Annotated in this window: 18 protein-coding genes and 1 pseudogene; 11 read left to right on the forward strand and 8 right to left on the reverse strand. The window is 68.4% G+C overall.

Annotated elements, in window-relative coordinates; all coding sequences use genetic code 11:
* Window positions 1-88 precede the first annotated feature (88 nt).
* Window positions 89-475: a pyridoxamine 5'-phosphate oxidase family protein gene (locus NZH93_RS20015; protein ID WP_259624659.1), complete on the forward strand. Its 387-nt coding sequence runs from the start codon at window positions 89-91 to the stop codon at window positions 473-475.
* Between the two features lie 143 nt (window positions 476-618).
* Here NZH93_RS20015 and NZH93_RS20020 read toward each other — a convergent pair whose 3' ends face one another.
* The 3 genes from NZH93_RS20020 to NZH93_RS20030 all read right to left on the reverse strand — a co-directional run bounded on the left by NZH93_RS20020 (window position 619) and on the right by NZH93_RS20030 (window position 5,439).
* Complete coding sequence (locus NZH93_RS20020) at window positions 619-1,617, reverse strand: hypothetical protein (protein ID WP_259624660.1); 999 nt, start codon at window positions 1,615-1,617, stop codon at window positions 619-621.
* A 440-nt stretch (window positions 1,618-2,057) separates the two neighbouring features.
* Window positions 2,058-3,215 (reverse strand): sensor histidine kinase, encoded by a 1,158-nt coding sequence (locus tag NZH93_RS20025; protein ID WP_259624661.1) that lies wholly within the window; start codon window positions 3,213-3,215, stop codon window positions 2,058-2,060.
* A gap of 22 nt (window positions 3,216-3,237) precedes the next feature.
* Complete coding sequence (locus tag NZH93_RS20030; protein WP_259624662.1) at window positions 3,238-5,439, reverse strand: MMPL family transporter; 2,202 nt, start codon at window positions 5,437-5,439, stop codon at window positions 3,238-3,240.
* 161 nt (window positions 5,440-5,600) lie between these two features.
* Between NZH93_RS20030 and NZH93_RS20035 the strand changes: the two genes are divergently transcribed.
* Window positions 5,601-6,053, forward strand: a complete 453-nt coding sequence (locus tag NZH93_RS20035; protein WP_259624663.1) for a MarR family winged helix-turn-helix transcriptional regulator — start codon at window positions 5,601-5,603, stop codon at window positions 6,051-6,053.
* Window positions 6,054-6,061: 8 nt separating this feature from the next.
* Here the strand turns inward: NZH93_RS20035 and NZH93_RS20040 are convergent, their stop codons facing one another.
* The gene (locus NZH93_RS20040) at window positions 6,062-7,432 is read right to left on the reverse strand and encodes an MFS transporter (protein ID WP_372506716.1); all 1,371 of its coding nucleotides are present in this window, start codon (window positions 7,430-7,432) and stop codon (window positions 6,062-6,064) included.
* 182 nt (window positions 7,433-7,614) lie between these two features.
* On the opposite strand from NZH93_RS20040, the gene NZH93_RS20045 reads away from it, so the two are divergent.
* The 5 genes from NZH93_RS20045 to NZH93_RS20065 are packed head-to-tail and all read left to right on the forward strand — an operon-like array spanning window position 7,615 to window position 11,767.
* Window positions 7,615-8,808 (forward strand): cytochrome P450, encoded by a 1,194-nt coding sequence (locus tag NZH93_RS20045; protein ID WP_259624665.1) that lies wholly within the window; start codon window positions 7,615-7,617, stop codon window positions 8,806-8,808.
* Window positions 8,808-8,999, forward strand: coding sequence for a ferredoxin (locus tag NZH93_RS20050; protein ID WP_259624666.1), 192 nt, complete (start codon window positions 8,808-8,810; stop codon window positions 8,997-8,999). The genes NZH93_RS20045 and NZH93_RS20050 overlap by 1 nt, the downstream gene beginning before the upstream one ends.
* A gap of 17 nt (window positions 9,000-9,016) precedes the next feature.
* On the forward strand, window positions 9,017-10,255 hold the full coding sequence (locus tag NZH93_RS20055; protein ID WP_259624667.1) for an NAD(P)/FAD-dependent oxidoreductase: 1,239 nt from the start codon (window positions 9,017-9,019) through the stop codon (window positions 10,253-10,255).
* 49 nt (window positions 10,256-10,304) lie between these two features.
* The gene (locus tag NZH93_RS20060) at window positions 10,305-11,024 is read left to right on the forward strand and encodes a DUF3159 domain-containing protein (protein ID WP_259624668.1); all 720 of its coding nucleotides are present in this window, start codon (window positions 10,305-10,307) and stop codon (window positions 11,022-11,024) included.
* A 29-nt stretch (window positions 11,025-11,053) separates the two neighbouring features.
* On the forward strand, window positions 11,054-11,767 hold the full coding sequence (locus tag NZH93_RS20065) for a response regulator transcription factor (protein WP_259624669.1): 714 nt from the start codon (window positions 11,054-11,056) through the stop codon (window positions 11,765-11,767).
* Here NZH93_RS20065 and NZH93_RS50735 read toward each other — a convergent pair.
* The 4 genes from NZH93_RS50735 to NZH93_RS20085 form a co-directional block, all read right to left on the reverse strand.
* The gene (locus NZH93_RS50735) at window positions 11,742-12,422 is read right to left on the reverse strand and encodes an integrase core domain-containing protein (protein ID WP_259624670.1); all 681 of its coding nucleotides are present in this window, start codon (window positions 12,420-12,422) and stop codon (window positions 11,742-11,744) included. The genes NZH93_RS20065 and NZH93_RS50735 overlap by 26 nt on opposite strands.
* A gap of 535 nt (window positions 12,423-12,957) precedes the next feature.
* Window positions 12,958-13,821: a phosphotransferase gene (locus tag NZH93_RS20075; protein WP_259624671.1), complete on the reverse strand. Its 864-nt coding sequence runs from the start codon at window positions 13,819-13,821 to the stop codon at window positions 12,958-12,960.
* A gap of 18 nt (window positions 13,822-13,839) precedes the next feature.
* Window positions 13,840-14,310 carry a glycine-rich domain-containing protein gene (locus NZH93_RS20080; protein ID WP_259624672.1) on the reverse strand — a complete coding sequence of 157 codons (471 nt, stop codon included), beginning with the start codon at window positions 14,308-14,310 and terminating at the stop codon, window positions 13,840-13,842.
* A gap of 425 nt (window positions 14,311-14,735) precedes the next feature.
* The gene (locus tag NZH93_RS20085) at window positions 14,736-15,068 is read right to left on the reverse strand and encodes a hypothetical protein (RefSeq protein ID WP_259624673.1); all 333 of its coding nucleotides are present in this window, start codon (window positions 15,066-15,068) and stop codon (window positions 14,736-14,738) included.
* Window positions 15,069-15,180: 112 nt separating this feature from the next.
* Between NZH93_RS20085 and NZH93_RS20090 the strand changes: the two genes are divergently transcribed.
* The 4 genes and pseudogenes from NZH93_RS20090 (at window position 15,181) to NZH93_RS20105 (ending at window position 18,402) form a co-directional block, all read left to right on the forward strand.
* A complete protein-coding gene (locus tag NZH93_RS20090; protein ID WP_259624674.1) occupies window positions 15,181-15,669 on the forward strand; it encodes a hypothetical protein in 489 nt (162 codons plus the stop codon).
* A 19-nt stretch (window positions 15,670-15,688) separates the two neighbouring features.
* The gene (locus NZH93_RS20095) at window positions 15,689-16,354 is read left to right on the forward strand and encodes a YdcF family protein (protein ID WP_259624675.1); all 666 of its coding nucleotides are present in this window, start codon (window positions 15,689-15,691) and stop codon (window positions 16,352-16,354) included.
* Window positions 16,355-16,452: 98 nt separating this feature from the next.
* A pseudogene (locus tag NZH93_RS20100) lies at window positions 16,453-16,851 on the forward strand (isochorismatase family protein); the annotation flags it as partial.
* A gap of 546 nt (window positions 16,852-17,397) precedes the next feature.
* A complete protein-coding gene (locus tag NZH93_RS20105) occupies window positions 17,398-18,402 on the forward strand; it encodes an MBL fold metallo-hydrolase (RefSeq protein ID WP_259624676.1) in 1,005 nt (334 codons plus the stop codon).
* The last annotated feature ends 81 nt before the right edge of the window (window positions 18,403-18,483 follow it).

Here is an 18,483-nt window from a genome sequence, read left to right on the forward strand (position 1 = left end):
TTGACCCGCCTGGCATGCAAGGGACCATTCGCCGACCTCGGCGTCCACCAAAATCAGACAAGTGGAAGCGTGATACGTGGTGATGGCTGTGCACGAGCTCACCAAGACTGAGTGTTGGAACTTGCTGGACCGCGTCAGCCTGGTGCGGCTGTTGTACACCTCAGCTGGTTTGCCAGTGGCTCAGCCCGTGCGGTTTGTGGTGCGCAACAAAGTGATCATGATCAGTCTTGACCAGAGCACCGCGACCAGGCTTTTGCCGGCCGGATTCGACTTCGTCGCGTTGCAGGCCGATGACCTTGTCGATGGCGCGCAGAGCGGGCACTCGGTGACTGTGTACGGCAGGGCGCAGGTGATCTCTGATCAACGTCGCAGTAGCGCCGAAGCAGCCGGGCTGCCCGGCTACGAGGGGAAGGCCGCCTACGTCTGTGTCGCGCCGACACAGCTTTCTGGCAGCCAACTGGATCTGCGTGGCTGACCGGCCAATTCTGTGGCGTCGAAGGCGGCCACACGTTTCAGATCGAGTCGTTGACGACCGGTGTCGTGGACGAGTTCGGATGGAGTATACGGGGAACTGCCGATGGCGCTTCACCACACCCGCTTGAGGCACGGTCCGGTCGCTTAGGTCCGGTCGTGTGCGAGGCGGTCACGGCGTTCCTCTTCGCGCTTCGAGTACGCGGCCGCGCGGATCGCTTCGTCGGATTCCAGGCCGGTGCCGAGAGCGCCGCCGACGGTCGCCGCCGACGCGACGAACCAGGCCAGCACGAACAGGTCGCCGTAGTCGAGCGATGTGTGGAGGTAGTTGCCCATCACGGCGGGGTCGAGGACGAACAGCGCCCAGAGCAGGTTCACGGCGTAGAGCGCGAGATAGCAGATGATCACGCCGGTGGCCAGGGTCAGCAACGTCGAGGTGTTGTAGAGACGGGATCTCTCCTTGGCCTCGGTGGAGTCGTCGTCGGGGCGATCCCACAGTTGGCCGTCGATCACGAGCCAGGCGACGACGAGTGCGATGGAGGCGATCGACGCGACCATGAGGCGCCACCCCGACATCGAGCCTGCCAATAGCCACACCGTGGAGTTGATCGTGGCGATGGCTCCGGTCGTCAGTGCCGCGACGAGCGCGGATTTCAGTCCTGGCACGAGGAGCCACGGACGGTTGGCGAGGACCATGCCCAGGAGCAACCGCTGGCGGCCACCGCGGTGGGAGAGTGGTACGCGGTGCTGGTGCTGCGAGGTGGAGTCGGCCATGCCGCTGATGAGTGTGCGCACCGCGTTACGGGCACGGGCGTGCATGCGGAGTCCGCCGAGCGCGGGGAGCGACAGCATGGCCGTGCGTCGCTGCGGGTCGGTCTCGACCAGCAGGTATCGGCCGTCGTCGTCGCGAAGTGGAAGCTCGGTCAAGCCGATGACGAGGTCCCACTCCTGCTGGTGACCCCGGTCCCGCAGCCGTGCCATCGCGGTGTCGACGTCCTCGGAACCGGTGGTGAACGGTTCGCTCACGATGTCGACGTCCCAGGCGTCGTGGTCCTGGCCTGTCGGCGGGTCCAGGCCGCTGAGCCGGCGCGCGATCTCGGTGGGTGAGGCCGGGTCGGCCACGAGGCCGACGTTGATCCGTTTCATCCCGGCGGGTTACCCGCAGCGCCGCACCGGAAACGACGAGTGACGAGCGATTGGGGCGCGCTATCGACTTGCCGGCCGCGAACGGACCGGCGGCCGCTGCGTCGTCGGGAGCGACACCACGAACGAACCTGGGCGTGGTGTCGAGTCGATGTCACGCTGGGGCTTACCGGGCTCGGCCACAGGTTTTCCACTTCCGGAGGTGGCCCATTACTGTCGTTCGCGACGACTTCTTGACCTTCGCGCCACGCAGGATGAAGGTCATCCCTTGCCAGGGCCCTTCTCCGCCGACACCGGACGAACCGACGGCTGCGGAGTCCCAGCGGCACACGCAGGCTGGACTTCCACAACCACACCGCCGCCGTCCACGTCGCCTGCGCACGCGGCCATGCCCACCCACTGCCGCCGGGTGGGCATGGCGTCGGTCCAGGAGCAGCAGTGGATCACCGGGGTACCTGGTGTTCCTGCCAGGTGGCCAGTGGGATGGTGAGGAAGACCGCGTACAGATCGTGGTCGGCCGGGCCTGCGGACACCCATCCGCCGACTGCGTGCGCGCGTTCTCGCATGCCGATCAACCCGTATCCCGCCGATCCCGCCGAGACGGGGCGGGCACCGGTGTTCACCATGCGGGCGAAGAAGGCGTCCTCGGCGTAGGTCAGGGTGATCGTGACGACGGGGCCGACCGCGTGCTTGGTGACGTTGGTCAGGGCTTCCTGGACGATGCGGAACGCGGTCAGCTCGACCAGTGGAGGCAGCGGCCGGGGTGGGCCGGCGACGCGCACGGCGACGTCGATCCCGGCTGACCGGCAGGCCTCGACCAACTCGGGGAGCTGGTCGAGGCTCGGCGCAGGTGTGGTGCACGCGGGAGGATCGTCGTCGGAGTCGCGGAGCAGCCCGACGGTCGCCTTGAGTTCCCGCAGCGCCGCCGCCGTGGAGCTGTTCAGCCTGGTGAGCAATTGGCGGGCCTGCTCGGGACGCTCGGCCATCAGGTGGGCCGCGGTCCCGACCTGCGCGTTGGCGACGGTGAGGTGGTGCGCGACGACGTCGTGCAGCTCACGGGCGATGCGCAGGCGTTCCTCGCTGATCCGGTGGCGGATCTCGTCGTCGCGGCCGCGCTCGGCGTCCTCGGCACGGGCCTGGACCATCCGCAGGTACGCCCGTTGGGCATGGGTCATCCGTCCGGCGAACACCGCGGGCAGCAGCCACAGGGCGACACCGACGGTCCGCAGGATCAACGACCCGCCCGTGGGTGTGGTGTCGCTCGCCATTCCGCCCAGGATGACCGCGCCGACGGCGAACCCGGTCCACCAGGCGGTCGCCCTTGGACCGGCTGACACCGTCAGCCGGTACAGGCACCCGATCAGCGGGGCCAGCAGCAACGGCGTCGGCAGGTAGTCGGCCGCACAGGCGACGGTCTCGCAGCCGACGGCGATCACGGTCGCCACGCGCGGATGTCGGGCGGCGGCGAACAGGGCGACGCTCGCGGCCAGGCTGAGCATCGCGCCGGGCAGGACCTCTGTCGGCCGGAAGATGCCCTCGGTGCCGAGGCTGGCACCGAGGGCGGCGAACAGGAACGCGACCAACGCGATCACCACGTTCATCGGTTCGACTCCACTCGGATGGTCAACGCCCGCTCAGCGCGTGGACGGGCGTTCGGTCGGGCTCGGGTCCCGGCCGTTCGTGGTTCAGCGCCTCGCCCTCGACGTCGACGTGGGGCAGCACCCGGTCGAGCCATCGGGGCAGCCACCAGGCCCGCTCGCCCAACAGTCGCAGCACGGCGGGGACCAGCGTGAGCCGGACCACGAAGGCGTCGAAGAAGACCGCGGTCGCGAGCCCGAGGCCGACCATCTTGATCAGTGGTTCGTGGGCGGCCGCGAACCCGCCGAAGACCGCGACCATGATCACCGCGGCGGCCACCACGACCTTGGAGCTCTGCCGGAAGCCGGTGACGATCGCCTCGTGGGCGGGCTTGCCGTGCGTGTGCGCCTCGCGCATCCGCGAGACCAGGAAGACCTCGTAGTCCATGGCCAGCCCGAACACGATGCCCACCAGCAGGATCGGCATCAGGCTCATGACCGGTCCGACCTGCTCGACGCCGAGCAGGTCGGCCGCCCATCCCCACTGGAACACCGCGACGATCACCCCGAGCGAGGCGAACAGCGACAGCAGGAAGCCGAGTGCGGCCTTGACCGGGACCCAGACCGACCGGAACACGACGAGCAGGAGCAGCAGGGCCAGGCCGACCACGATCGCGATGTACGGCAGCAGCGCCGCCTGCGTCTTCTGCGCCATGTCGATGTCCAGCGCGGTGGTGCCGGTGATCTCGTAGGTCACCAGGTTGTCCGCCTCCACGAGGGGGCGATCGGCGCGCAGCGACTCGACCAGGTCCTTGGTGCGCTCGTCGGTCGGGCCGGTCGACGGCACGGCGCTGAAGATGGCCGTGTCACCCGCCTGGTTGAAGTTCGGCTTCGACACCGACACCACGCCGCTGGTCGCCTTGACGCTCTCCGCGACGAGCGCCACCGCGGTCTTCGGGTCAGCGGCGCCGCGAGCGTCGACCACGACCGTCAGCGGGCCGTTGAACCCGGCCCCGAACGCGGCGGCCCGCAGGTCGTACGCCTGCCGTTGGGTGGCCGTGGTGGGCAGCGCCGCGTCCCCCGGCGTGCCGAGCTGCAGGGACAGTGCGGGAACCGCGATCACGGCCAGCAGGCCGACACCGGCCAGGGTGATGAGGAGCGGCCTGCGCAGGACTAGGCCCATCCACGCCTGGGCGGGCGACCAGCGCTTGGGAGTGGGCACGCCGACGTGGTGCCGCGCCCGTCCCAGGACCCGGTCCGGGGCGAAACCCAGCAGGGCGGGCACCAGGGTGAGCGCCACCAGCACGGCCACCAGCACAGCGCCCGCGGCGGCCATGCCCATCTTCGCCAGCATCGGGATGCCCACGACCGACAGACCGGCCAGCGCGATCACCACGGTCATCCCGGCGAACACCACCGCCGAGCCCGCCGTTCCGACCGCGCGACCGGCCGCCCGCTCGGCGTCGTCCGGGCCGTGGCGTTCCTCCCGGTAGCGCGAGACGACGAACATCGCGTAGTCGATGCCGACCGCCAGCCCCAGCATCAGCGCGAGCATCCCGCTGGTGATCATCATCCCCATCGGCCCGGCTGCCGCCCAGACGCACAGGAACGAGATGGCCACCCCGATGATCGCCGTCATCAGCGACAGGCCTGCCGCCACCAGCGAACCGAACGTCATCAGCAGCACCAGCGCCGCGATCGCGACCCCGATGAGTTCCATGGCGCTCATCTTGGTACCGGTCTTGAGCGCCGAGCCGGACATCTCCGCGGTCAGCCCCCCGGCTCGGGCCAGGTCCACCGCCTTGCCCAGCGCGGCACGCGACTCATCGGTCACGTCGGGCGACGGCACCGCATAGGTCACCGACGCGAAACCGGTGGAACCGTCCGCGCTGATGCTCCCGCCCGCGGACGGCGGCGTGACCCGTGACACCTGAGGACCGCCGGAGACCGACGCCAGCGCCGCCTCGATGGTCCGCTGGCTCTCCGCGTCCGTCACCGACCTCCACGGCGGGGCGACGAACACGATGGTGGCCGACGCACCGTCCGCGGCCACACCGGGGAACCGCTCCTCGATGAGGTCGAACGCCTGCTGGGACTCGATTCCCGGCATTGTCGGCCTGGTGTTGACGGGCCCCTCCGACTTGACGGCCAGCAGCACGGAACCACTCAGCGCCAACAACCACACGACGACGACCAGCCACCGATGGCGAAACGAGAACCGGCCAAGACGACTCAGCAATCCAGCCATGACAAGACACTCCACTTCCTTCGAACGTGGCTCGAAGCTTCCCGGCCGGACCCCGCTCCCGTCGTCGTTCGGATGCAGGCACCGCATACGGAGATCGCAGTAGGGACGGCAGTAGACTCACGCCGAGCCCGATGCGGGCGCGGCGAGTCCAGGATGGAGCGATGGCGCAACGACAACGGCTGGAAGACCGGGTCATCGAGGCGATCACCTTGCTGACGCGCGCCTCGAACACCTACTTCGAGGACCTGGCCGCCAGCTTCTCCGAGCACCTGGGCCGGGGCACGATCCAGCCGCTGATGGTGTTGCACCGCGACGGGCCGCAGCGGGTTTCGGCTCTCGCGGTCTCCTTGGGCTTGGACCGCACGACCGTGACGCGCCACCTCGACGAGCTGGCGCAGCGCGGTCTGATCGACCGTCAGCCGGATGAGCGTGACCGTCGCGCGCTCGTGGTGAGCCTCACGCCGATGGCCGCGGATCACCTCAACGCCATGCGCACCAAAAACCGGCAACGGATCCGGCGGGTCTTCGCCGACTGGACTCCGCAGGAGCGGGAGATGTTCGGGGAGATGCTGATCAGGTTCGCCCGCCGTGGCGCCGAGGAGTTCCGCGACTAGCCCGTCCATCAGGTCGACGTCGTGGCGGGCGTCGTCGCGGCCACCGCGGGGCTCTGTTCGACGGCGTGCCTCGGGATGAAGGCGGAGATCAGCAGCGCGATCAGGGCGGCGCCCGCGCCGAGCAGGAGGATGGCGACGATCGCGGTCTCCGACGGGACGGTCAGGGTGCCCACGGACGTGGTCGAGGCGACCAGCAGCAGACCGGTGACCGCGCTCGCGGTGGAGGTGCCCAGCGCGCGGCAGAGGTTGTTGAGGCCGTTGGCAGCCGCGGTCTGCGCAACGGGGACGGCCGCCATGATCAGCGAGGGCACGGCGCCGTACCCCAGACCGATCCCGGCGCCGACCACCATGGTGCAGAGCAGCACCTGCCAGAGGTGCGAGTGGGCCAGTGCGGCGAAGCCGTAACCGGCGGCGACGACGAGGGTGCCGACCATCAGCGTGCGCCGGGGGCCCGCGGTCCGGGTGATGCGCGCCGACAGCGGGGACATCGCCATCATGCACAACCCACCCGGCGCTTGGAGGAGGCCCGCGATGATGATCGTCTGCCCGAGTCCGTAACCGGTGTCCACCGGCATCTGCAACAGCTGGGTGAAGGCCAACGGGCTCATGAGCATCGAGCCGGCGAAGACCGCAGAGGACGCGTTGGTGAGCGCCACCTGCCGGGCCCGGTTGGCGCGCAGGTCGATCAGGGGCTGACGGGCGTGCAACTCCCTGGTGCCGAACGCCACCAGCAGGACGACCGCCGACCCGGTCAGCAGGACGACGGTGAGGCTCGTCCAACCCCAGAGGCCGCCCTTCGAGATCGTCAGGAGCAGGCACACCAGTGCCGCCGCGAGCAGTGCCGCTCCCAGGGCGTCGAACCGCCCGCCGGTCCGCTGTCGCGACTCCGCGACGAGGGTCGACACGAGCAGCGCGGCCAGTGCCGCCAAACCCGCGGAAACCCAGAACAGCAAGCGCCAGTTCGCGTACTGCACGAGCAGTGCCGACAGAGGCAACCCCAGGGACGCTCCGACGCCCAGCGACGCGCTCATCATGGCGGTGGCCGACGCGAGGCGCGGCTTGGGCAGGTGGTCCCGCATGAGGCTGATGCCCAGCGGCACGACGCCGGTGGCCAGTCCTTGCAGTGCGCGTCCGACCAGCAGTGGCGCCAACGAGCTGCTCAGCGCCGTGACCGCCGAACCGGCGACGAGCGCCGCCAGGCAGATGAGGAGCAGGCGCCGCTTGCCCCACATGTCGGCGAGCCGCCCGACGACCGGTGCCGCCACCGCGCCGGCCAGGAGCGTGGCCGTGACCGCCCACGAGGCGTCGGCCGCCGAGGTGTCGAGCAACCGCGGCAGAGCGGGTAGGAGAGGGATGACGACGGTCTGCTGCAACGACACGGTGATTCCGGTAAGCGCGAGCACGGCTACCAGCAACTTCGGTGAAGAGGTCGGTCCCACAGCGGCACTCCCTGTGACGACCGCGATCCAGTATCGCGGATTAGGTGTAGATCGTCGCATAAATTACGTGTAGTCTGCTGCATATTGGGCCGCCGGGAGGGGGCCTCACGGAGGGAGCGGACATGGATTACGACCTGGGATCACCCGAGTTCTACCTGGGGGATCCGGCGCCCGCTTACCGGGCGCTGCGCCACCGGTCCCCGGTGCACTGGAACAACGCCAACGGCGGTTCCTGGGCGATCACGCGCTACGAGGACATCAAGTGGATCGGCGCGCGGCCACACTTGTTCTCCTCCGCCCAGGGTGTGAACATGCAAGACCCGAACCGTCCGTCCGGCGGCGTGAGCAAGATGCTCATCACCACCGACCCGCCGCGGCACGGCGCCCTGCGCAGGCTGGTGTCCAAGGGTTTCACGCCGCGCCAGATCACCCTGCTGGAGCCCGGCATCCGCGACATCGTCCGAGGTGCGCTCGATCGCGTCGAGGCGGGCGTCAGCCTCGAATTCGCCGAGGGGATCGTCGCGCCGGTGCCGACCAGGATCATCGCCGAGATGATCGGCGCGCCGCACCAGGACTGGGAGGACTTCCGCACCTGGTCCGACGCGGTGATCGGCGCGGCCGACCCGGACATCGCCATGACGACCCAAGAGGCGTTCGGCGCGGTCAGCCACTACTTCCAGCACCTGATCGAACTCCGCGAGTCGAGCCGCACCAACGACCTCGTCTCGATCCTGCTGGACGCCGAAGTGGACGGTGAGAAGCTCGCCGACGACGAGATCGTCAACTTCCTCCGCCTGCTGCTGCTCGCCGGGAACGAGACCACCCGCAACCTGATCGCCCTGGGCACGCTGGCGCTGATCAACCACCCCGATCAGCGGCAGAAGCTCGTGGACGATCCCGCCCTGATCCCCAGCGCGGTGGAGGAGATGCTGCGCTGGATCACCCCGGTCACCCACATGACCCGCATCGCGACCGAGGACGTCCCCTTCCGGGACAAGCTCATCAAGAAGGGGCAGACGGTCGTCCTGCTCTACGGCGCCGCGAACCGCGACGAGGACGTCTTCGGCGCTGATGCCGAGGAGTTCATCGTCACCCGCAATCCCAACCCGCACCTCGCGTTCGGCACGGGCGAGCACGCCTGCCTGGGCCTGTCGCTGGCCAGGTTGGAGGCGCGGGTGTTCTTCGAGGAGTTGCTGTCCCGGTTCTCCGGCATGGAACTTGACGGCGAGGTGGTCCGCATGCGGTCGAACATGGTGCCCGGCGTCAAGCGGATGCACGTCCGCCTCAGCCCGGCGGTGCAGGAGGCGGCGCTGTGATGAGGATCGTGCTCGACCGGGCCAAGTGCACCGGAATCGGGATCTGCGAGTCCCTCGCGCCCGACGTGTTCGAAGTGGACGACAACGGCGACCTGGTCGTCTTGCACGCCGAGGTGCCGTCCTCCGCCGAGGCCGACGTGGCCGCGGCTGTCGAGGGCTGCCCGACCCAGGCACTGCAGTTCGAGGCGTGACCGGGGTGTCGTCACAAATGGACAGTCCCGGCCGCGGCGCGCTCGTCGTGGTCGGTGCCTCGCTCGCGGGCCTCCGGGCGGTTGAGTCCGCCCGCAAGGCCGGGTTCGACGGCCGGATCACCCTGGTCGGAGAGGAAGTCCACCTTCCCTACGACCGGCCTCCGCTGAGCAAGGAGTTCCTGTCCGCGGGGGCGCCGATCGACCACGTCCCGCTCTGCGGCCGTTCCGAGTTCGCCGACGACTACGGCGTCGACGTGCTGCTCGGCGAGCCCGCGACAGGTCTCGATCTCGATGCCCGTGTCGTGCACACGCGCGAACGGCAGATCTCCTATAGCGCACTGATCATCGCGACCGGTGTGCGCGCTCGTGAGCTGCGGGGCACGAGCGGTCTGGCGGGCGTGCACGTCCTGCGCACCCTCGACGACGCCCGTTCGGTGCGCCGCGCCCTGGACGACGGCGCTCGGACGGTCGTCATCGGAGCGGGCTTCATCGGCTCGGAGGTCGCGTCGGCGGCGCGCGAGCGCGGCCTGCGCACCACGATCGTCGAGGCGCTGCCCGCGCCCATGGTCCGATCCGTCGGACCGGACCTCGGACCGGCACTGGCCTCTCTGCACGAGCGGAACGGCACCACGCTGATCTGCGGGCAGGAGGTCACCGCGATCGAGGGGACCGGACGTGTCGAGCGCGTCCGCCTGGCGGACGGCACATCGATCGAGGCCGACCTCGTCGTAGCGGGGATCGGGGCGACCCCAGCCACCGAGTGGCTTGCCGGCAGCGGATTGCCCATCGATGACGGGGTCGTCTGCGACGAACACCTGCGAGCCGGCGGCGCCGACGTCTACGCGGCGGGCGACGTCGCCCGGTGGCACAACCCCCGCTTCGGCACGTCGATGCGGGTCGAGCACTGGTCCAACGCCGCCGAGCAGGGAGCACGGGCAGCGCGGAACGCCCTGTTCCCAGCCGTGGTCGAGCCGTACCGGACCGTCCCCTACTTCTGGTCCGACTGGTACGGCTCGCGCATCCAGTTCGCCGGTATCGCGGACGGCGACGAACACGTCGTGGTGTCCGGGGACCTGACGGGCGAGCGATTCGTGGCCCTCTACCGCCGCGGCGACGAGCTGAGCGGGGCACTCACCCTCAACGGACAGCGCCACATCATGAGGTACCGGCGGCTGATCGCCCGAGGAGCGAACTTCGACGAAGCGCTCGCACTCGCCGAAACGATGGCCTACCGCCATCCAACTACGAGGTCGTGACACGAGCAGTGCTCTTGGCGCACCGCCCTGATCGCAGGAGGAAGTGATCGTGACAGAGCCCATCAACGACCAGCTCAAGCGAAGGGAAGCCATATCCGGTGCTTCTCCGTCCCACGGCGATCCGGTCGTGCCCGAGGAGGCGACCGGCCGGTTCGGCAAAACAAAGGGAAAGGGGTTCCTCTACGCGACGATCCCGGTCGTCGTCTTCGTCACGGCCAACGCGCTCCTTCCGCTGACCGCGACGATCGTCATCTCCGTCGTGGTCGGGCTCGGGCTCGTGGTGTTCCGGCTGCTGAAAGGCGAGCGTCCCCTGGCGGCGCTGGGAAGCCTGGTCGGCATCGCGTTCGCCGCGGGACTCGTCGCCGTGACCGGCTCGGCGAAGAACTACTTCGTCGTTGGGATCTGGGCCTATTTCGTCGGGTTCCTGATCGCCGCGCTCTCACTCCTGATCCGTCGTCCTGTCACCGGGGTGATCTGGAACTTCACCCACGGCCGGAACAACCCCTGGAGGGAGGACCGCGGCGTCCTGCGGGCGCATTTCGTCGCCACGCTGGCAGCGGCCGTGGTGCTCGGCGCGCGGTTCGGCGTCCAGCAGTGGCTCTACCTCGCCGACAGCACCAACGGCCTGGGCTTCGCCCGCATCGCCATGGGCACACCGATGTCGATGACGGTAGCCGTGGTCGTCGTGTGGGCGTTCCGGCGCAGCAGCAAGCTCCTCATCGGGAAACCGGGGCAGGGGACGACTTCGCCCGACAAGCGCGCGCCGTGAGCTGCGACGCGGGAACACCAGGTGCCCCGATGATCCGCATCCTCCTCGCCGACGACCAGGCGCTGCTCCGCTCGACGTTCCGCATGCTGATCGACTCCTGCGACGACATGACGGTCGTCGCCGAGGCTTCGAACGGCGAGGAAGCGATCGATCTCGCTCGGCGCCACCGTCCGGACGTGGTCCTGATGGACATCCGAATGCCAGTCCTCGACGGCTTGGCCGCGACACAGCAGATTTGCTCCGCCAATGACCTCGTGGGTATCCGCGTGCTGATTCTGACCACCTTCGAAACCGACGAACACGTGGCCCGTGCGCTCAAGGCCGGGGCGAGCGGATTCCTCGGCAAGGACGTCACACCGGAGGGTCTGCTGGACGGGATTCGAACCGTCGTGGCAGGGGAAGCGCTGCTCTCGCCCGCCGCCACCCGCGCGCTGATCGACCGCTTCCTGTCCGGTGACGGCGACATCAGCGACGTGCCCCAGGGGTTGCTCGCGGCCCTGACCGACCGCGAGCGCGAGATGACCGCGTTGGCCGCGCACGGCCTGTCGAACCAGGAGATCGGTGAGCGGTTGTTCGTGAGCCCTTTGACCGTGCGCACGCACATCCACCGGGCGATGTCGAAGGTCGGGGCACGCGATCGCGCGCAACTCGTTGTCATCGCCTACCAACAGGGGCTGGTCCGAGCCCTGTGCTTGCCGAAAACTACGTCCGTGCTGGTCAGGCTGCGTGGTGACACTCGTTGACGATGCCACCCAACCGTTGTCGGCGGCGGACATCCATGTTGATGATCCGGGCTTGATCAGTGATCGCTAGTGGCAGCGGGTGCAGTGGTCGTGCGTTGGTGATGCCTTGGTGAAGCCGGTGCGCGTTGTAGAACTGTTCATACTTCCGCAGCGCATGAAGCAGGTGTCGTTGGTTCCAGAAGAGGGTGCGATCGAGGAGTTCGTTGCGGCGGCTCTGGATCCAGCGTTCCATGATCGAGTTCATCCGCGGTATTCGGATACCGCTGAGGGCGATCTGGCTGCCCGCGTCGGCGAGAACTGCATCGAACAGGGCGGGGAACTTTCCGTCGCGGTCGCGGATCAGGAACCGCACGGAGCTGCCTGCGTCGTCGAGGTCCATGACGAGGTTCTTCGCTGCTTGGGCGACCCACGCTGCGGTCGGGTGCGCGGTGGCGCCTTGGTCGCGGATTTGGCGGCTGCTGTGTTCGATGACGCGAGCACGTACAGGCGGGTGCCGCTCAAGGTCGGGACTTCGAAGAAGTCGCAGGCCAGCAGGGCTTCGGCCTGGGAGTGGAGGAAGTCGGCCCAGGGTGGACGTGCGGTCGGGCGCCGGGTCGACCCCGGCGTCCTTGAGGGTCTGCGACACCGTGGACGCGGCGATCTTGATGCCGAGCACGAGCAGTTCGCCGTGGATGCGGCGGTAGCCCCAGGTGGGGTTTCCCGTGCCAGGCGCAATACCAGGACACCGATCGAGCGTATGGTCCGTGGTCGGCAGGGACGCTTGGGGCGAGATCTGGCGGCGTGGCGGCGCGCGAGCAGGTCTCGATGCCAGCGCAGTACCGTTTCCGGGCGTACCGGCAACTGGAACTGTCGAAGTACTGTCGTCGGGAGTCGGTGCAGCAGTGCCGCGAGGAACGCCCGATCGGTGGGGAAGAACTGCGGCCGGGTCTTGTCCAGTCGACGTCCTTGTTCCGGTCGCTCGTGGGTAGTAGGCGCAGTAGGGCGAACGCGTTGGTCACGCTGAGATAGGCCAGCCGAAGCAGCATGGCTGGTCATCATGCCGTGCTCATCGGCAGCAGCGTGATCACGACTGCAACGGCGCATGGTCTCGGCGGCCCGTCTGTCACCTGCGCGGATGAGGTTTTCGGCAGGCGCAAGGTCGCCAGCCGAGCGGGCTTGCTGTACGCGTCGTCGCCGGCATTCCGTGTCTGTCAGTTCATTCGATACCGCACCCATCGGCGGGCGGCTTCGGTAGCCGCGGTGTGGGCGAACCGTCGCTCCCACAGGCGAACAGCGGAAGCGGCGAACGCGGTGATCGCGTCAGGAGGGGCCGCTGCGAACGCGTCGAACTGTTGCGCCCAGTTCTCCGCGGACTCCGGGGTGAGGCCTTCGGCCGTGAGTCGGATGACCAGGTAGGCCGGGTCGAACCATGCTGCTCCGGTCTGCCACCACGCCCAGTCGACGACCCGCGCGCGATCGGAGACGACGAAGTTGGTGGGGTTGAGGTCGGAGTGGATGAGCGTGGAACCCTCCATGTAGGACGGTGCACGGTCTGCCAACTCATCCAGGAGTGGGGCGTGCGCAGCGATCCAGGGGTCGCTGCTGGCCGATGTGTCGAACTCGCTCTCCCGCTTCAGTGCCCGAGACCACTGATCAGACATCCGCCGCGCGCCTGCGGCAGGGGATGGCGGGGTGGCGCTGTTGATCTGTCGCACCGCCTCCGCCACCAGCGGCAGATGTGACGAGTCCGGCGCCAGGTCGGCGTGCTGTCCGGCTACGTGCTCGAATCCGAGTAGCAGCCAACTGTCCGTCTCGAAGTGCCACAGCAGGCGCGGGGCAAGTTCGGCAGGAAGGTGTGGACTTACGGTGATCTCGTTGCGGTGCATGTAGGAGATCGGCGAGTCTGTCGATATTCCTTTGCAGAAGACGGGCCCGTTGTCGGTCCACAGCGTCTCCGACAGCTCGGAGTTGCGGCCGCCGGGCGTCGAGACCGCCTTCACCACCTTTCCGATGGCGCACTGCACCGCGTGTTTGGCGCCCTCGGGTAGTTCGTTCCAGTCACGACGGACCGTCATCTGTCTCCTCGTTCCGAGCTACTGGCCACCGTCGCCCTGGCCGCAGTTGGTGCACCCGTTGTGGCACTGGGTGCACTGGCCCGACGCCGCCCGCCACAGCTCGGCGTCGACCTCGAACCCGGAGGCCCTCATCGCCTCCACCGTAGGGGCCAAGGCCCTCGTCGTCTCGGCGGACCCGCCGCGCGGAGAGGTGGACTCGTCCGGTACGTGGTGGATGAAGTAACCGGCTTCGCGCCGGCAGAACTCGGCGTAGTCGACGGTGTTCAGGATGAACTGGTGCCATCCGAGGTCGACCTTCCTGCTCGGCCGCAGGTGTTTGCCGGGGTTGTCGATGCACGTCTTCAGGAATGCCACGGCCTGGTCGACGATCCGAGTGGCCTCGTCGCCGGTCATGCCGTCGTGCTCGGTGATCAACTGCCTGGTCAGGCGGCTGTGGAGGTCCGTCGAGATCAGCGTCTCGGCGGCAGGGCTCGTCAGCGTGGACGTCATGTCGCTCCTCGGTTCTGATGCGATCCCGAAGGACCGCGAGGGCAGATGGCATGTGGAACGGGCCGGTGGATCCCTCGGGGGAGTGGAAGGTGGTGGTGCCGGGCGATCTGGTTCTCGTCCGGCACCACCACCGGCTTCGTGGCCCGCAATCGGCCGGTGTTCGTGTTCATCAGCCTGGTGGGTGGGCCGCGAGCCGGGAATGAACCGGTGTCGCACTTGCGTGGTACTTGCGTCGCACTCCGCTGACCACCCGTGATTGCATGAGCACGGGAGGAAGGATGTGGGCGTTGGGTCAGTGGACGGGGCGTGAAGCCCTGCTGCTGCGACGTGCGCTGCGGATGAGCGTGCGGGACTTCGCCGACTACCTCGGCGTATCGGCCCGAACGGTCTCCAAGTGGGCGGCGCTGACCGACAGCACCTCACCGCTACCGCGAACCCAAGCCATCCTCGACACCGCACTCACCCGCGCCGAACCCGACGCGCGGCACCGATTCCAGCGCTTGGTCGACGAACACGTCGCCACCACCGGGATCGCCATCCACGATCCGGCCGACGAGTGGGACCGCGACACCTGGACCGACGACCTTACCCGCGCGGCCGCCTGCGTCGCGCAGCAGAAGTTCGAGTTCGCCGCCCGCCTCGCCCAACGCTGGCTGCTCCGCTATAGCCCATCCGACCTCGACCGGCACGGGTTGCAGCTCTACGCCCGCACACTGGTCGTTCTCGGCGACATCCACCGAGACCAGGGCAAACTCCACGGGGCGCACTCCGCCGGGACGAGCTATCGCGAGGCCCACCGGCTGTTTCTGACCTTGGGCAGCCCACGTCGCGTGGCCCAAGGTCGAACTCGCCCAAGTCGTCGTCGAGGAGATGTCCGGGCACCTGGACCACGCGGCCCAGCGCTACGACCTCCTGGCGTCTGACCAGCGGCTGGGCGATCGAGACCGCACCCGAGCCCGACTGTGGGTGGGCACAGCACTGAGCAAGAAGAACAACGGCGATACCCACGCGGTGACCGCGATGACCACCGCGGCTCGTGGGTTCGACGACCTCGACGAACCCGAGGACTGGGCGGTGGCCCAGCAGAAGCTCGCCCTGGCCCACCGCGGCATCGGCGATCTCGGCGCCGCGCTGCGCCACATCGACACGGCCCGCAACGCCGCCCTGGTCGACACGCCGATGCAGCTGGTCCGGCTGGACACCGCCCATGCCCACATCCTGCTGTCCGACCGCCATACCGCTGACCTTGGCCTGGCCATGCTGTCCGAGGCTTCGCACAGGGCCGCTCGCTACGGTTTGTCCCACCAACTCGCCAGCATCACCACCATCCAGGGCGCCTTCCAGCGCCAATCCCGATGAACACAGGAGCGACCCGCTAGTGACGACCGCGAACACCGCGATCACCGATCAGAACCGCGCCGATGCCCACCTGATCTGGAACTACCACCAGATGGGCCACGAACTCAACGCTTGCGATGTTGCCATCGGGTTGGGCAGCCATGACCTCGGCGTCGCCGAGCACGCCGCGAAGCTCTACCACGACGGCCTGTTCCCGCTGCTGGTGTTCACCGGCGCGACCAGTCCCACCAGCGCGGCCCGCTTCCCCCGTGGCGAGGCCGTGCACTACCGGGAACGCGCACTCCAACTCGGCGTACCCGACGACGCCATCCTGGTCGAGCCGGACGCGGCCAACACCGGCGACAACATCCGCCTGTCCTGCCTACTACTGGACAAGCACGGCATCGTGCCCACCACGGTGCTTGTGGTGAGCAAGCCGTACATGCAGCGACGCGCGTTCGCCACGTGCGGCGCGGTGTGGCCCGAGGTCGACGTCGTGTGCGCTTCCGAGGAACTGGCGCTGGCCGACTACGTGCGCAGCATCGGCGACGAGAAGCTCGTCATCGACATGCTCGTCGGTGACCTACAGCGCGTCGTGGAGTATCCGAAGCTCGGCTTCGCCACCGACCAGCACGTCCCCGTCGGAGTCACCGAGGCCTATGACCGGTTGCTGGAAGGCGGCTTTGACAGCCGCTTGCTGCGATAGCCACGCGATGGTCGTGAACGGCACGGTCTGCGCGATCCACCAGCCCAACTTCTTTCCCCGGCTCGGCACGATCGCCCGGCGCGGAGGCGTTCAACGCGTTCCTCGACGAGGGCTTCGCCCGAGCGGTCCGCGACACCGGGCGGAAGCGGCTGATCATCGGCGGTATCGCCACCGACGGGTGCGTCCTGCAGACCTCGCTCGCCGCGCTGCGTGCCGGCTACGAGGTCTACGTGGTGGCCGACGCCACCGCCACAACCAGTGTGCAGGCACACGAGACGGCGATCCAGCGCATGGTCATGTCGGGCATCGTGCCCGTCACCTGGTGGTCGCTGGCGGCCGAGTTCCAGCTCGACCCCGAGTTCCGGGACTTCCCGGCGCGCAGCCGTCTGATGGCCGCGCACCAACCTCTCATGATGATGAGCGGGCGCACCTTCTTCGCTGGCGCCGCCGCTCACAAGGCCGACGAGGCGAAGGCGGCCGCGGGCCATGCCGGGTAGCCGGCCGCTGCCCGGTGAGCCGGACAGGCGGGTCCCGCTGCTCACTGTCCGGTGTGGATCAATCCGCGACAGGAGGCGTTACGAGGCCTCCATCGTCATCGAGTGCACGAAGTCGACCGACGTCCGGCCCGTCCTCGTCGGTGTCACGTCTGCCGGCGATCCGATCAGGACAGTCGGCAGGCGTAGCACCGTCATCAAGCCATACGCCCGCAACGACGGGAATCGGCCGCGGTATCTCCTCATCGCTCGCTGCCGCAGGTGCTGCGGTCGCCGTCAGCCAAGCCACGGACCGGTCGGCTGCCGGACGGACCGTCGATGAGATCGTCGGCAGGGCTGTCGTGGTGGCCGGTGACGTCGGGACCTCGCCTGCGCCCGGAGTCGCAGGGACGTGGGGCGGCGGTGGTCGAGGGCCTCGGGAACTGCCGCCGGTGGAGGATCGGCGTTCGAGCTGCGTGAAGCTGCCGCGGATGCGAACCTTGACGCGTTCCGAACATGGTGTTGATAATCTGACGACTTAGTCAAAGATGACTGGATCGAGGTGCGGTCGTGCGTACGTGGCACATTGGGAACTTCAAGATCACCGAGGTCCACGAGCTGCCGATCCAAGTCGGCCTCCTCGACGGGCTGATCGCCGAGGCGACGCCCGAGGTCGTCCGCGGGTTCGACTGGATGTACCCGGACTACGCCAACGAAGCGGGTCAGACGCTGTGGGACATCCACTCGTACGTGGTCGACACCGGTGAGCAGGTCGTCCTCGTCGACGCTGGCTGTGGCAACGGCAAGAGCTACCCCATGCAACCGTCGTTCGGCGGGTTGGACACCCGGTTCCTCGAGAGGCTCGAGGAGGCGGGGTACGGGCGCGAGGACATCGACGCCGTCCTGTGCACCCACCTGCACCTCGACCACGTCGGGTGGTGCTCGATGCGGAACGGGGAAGGCCGCTGGATCCCCACCTTCCCGAACGCGCGGCTGGTGCTGGTGCGGGACGAGTACGAGCGCCACACCGGCTTGATGACCGCTTCGGAGGATGACGGCTCTGGTGTCGCCGTGGATGTCGGCGAGGACCGCATCGCGCGGGCGTTCCTGGCCGATGCCACGAGCCTGTCGGAACAGACGAAGCTGATCCAGGAGGAGACGTTCCAGCCGGTGATCGACGCCGGTCTGCTCGAGCTCGTCCCGGCGAACGCCGAGGTCGCGACGGGAGTGCGGTACGTGTCGACGCCGGGTCACACGTCGGCTCACCACAGCGTGCGGCTCGACTCGGGCGGGCAGTCGGCGTTCATCACCGGTGACTTCATCCACCACCCGATCCAGATCGCGCGCCCCGGCTGGAGCTCGCAGGGTGACTGGGACGCCGAGGCGTCGGCCGGGAACCGGCGGGCCTTCCTCGAGTCGTGCGCGGGAACCGATCTGCTCGTGCTGGGCACTCACTTCACCGGCGCCGGCGCCGGCTACGTGGTCGCGGACGGCGACGGCTACCGGTTGACGCAGGTGAAGCCGGAGGCGGCAGGCGCGCGCACTCCGCGAGCCGTGTTTTCGACTCAGTCGTAGAGTTATTGACTCACCTGTGTGCCCAACCTAACATTCGTCTCGACTGGACGACGACGTGGAACTGGGACACCAGGCTCAGGG

Source organism: Umezawaea endophytica (genome assembly GCF_025061645.1).
Taxonomy (GTDB): domain Bacteria; phylum Actinomycetota; class Actinomycetes; order Mycobacteriales; family Pseudonocardiaceae; genus Umezawaea; species Umezawaea endophytica.

What these genes read in the sequence shown, in the direction of transcription:
- NZH93_RS20020 (WP_259624660.1), bottom strand. Translation starts at nt 1,617, where the DNA reads ATGAAACGGATCAACGTCGGCCTCGTGGCCGACCCGGCCTCACCCACC.
- NZH93_RS20025 (WP_259624661.1), bottom strand. Translation starts at nt 3,215, where the DNA reads ATGAACGTGGTGATCGCGTTGGTCGCGTTCCTGTTCGCCGCCCTCGGT.
- NZH93_RS20030 (WP_259624662.1), bottom strand. Translation starts at nt 5,439, where the DNA reads ATGGCTGGATTGCTGAGTCGTCTTGGCCGGTTCTCGTTTCGCCATCGG.
- NZH93_RS20035 (WP_259624663.1), top strand. Translation starts at nt 5,601, where the DNA reads ATGGCGCAACGACAACGGCTGGAAGACCGGGTCATCGAGGCGATCACC.
- NZH93_RS20045 (WP_259624665.1), top strand. Translation starts at nt 7,615, where the DNA reads ATGGATTACGACCTGGGATCACCCGAGTTCTACCTGGGGGATCCGGCG.
- NZH93_RS20050 (WP_259624666.1), top strand. Translation starts at nt 8,808, where the DNA reads ATGAGGATCGTGCTCGACCGGGCCAAGTGCACCGGAATCGGGATCTGC.
- NZH93_RS20055 (WP_259624667.1), top strand. Translation starts at nt 9,017, where the DNA reads ATGGACAGTCCCGGCCGCGGCGCGCTCGTCGTGGTCGGTGCCTCGCTC.
- NZH93_RS20065 (WP_259624669.1), top strand. Translation starts at nt 11,054, where the DNA reads ATGATCCGCATCCTCCTCGCCGACGACCAGGCGCTGCTCCGCTCGACG.
- NZH93_RS20075 (WP_259624671.1), bottom strand. Translation starts at nt 13,821, where the DNA reads ATGACGGTCCGTCGTGACTGGAACGAACTACCCGAGGGCGCCAAACAC.
- NZH93_RS20080 (WP_259624672.1), bottom strand. Translation starts at nt 14,310, where the DNA reads ATGACGTCCACGCTGACGAGCCCTGCCGCCGAGACGCTGATCTCGACG.
- NZH93_RS20090 (WP_259624674.1), top strand. Translation starts at nt 15,181, where the DNA reads ATGTCCGGGCACCTGGACCACGCGGCCCAGCGCTACGACCTCCTGGCG.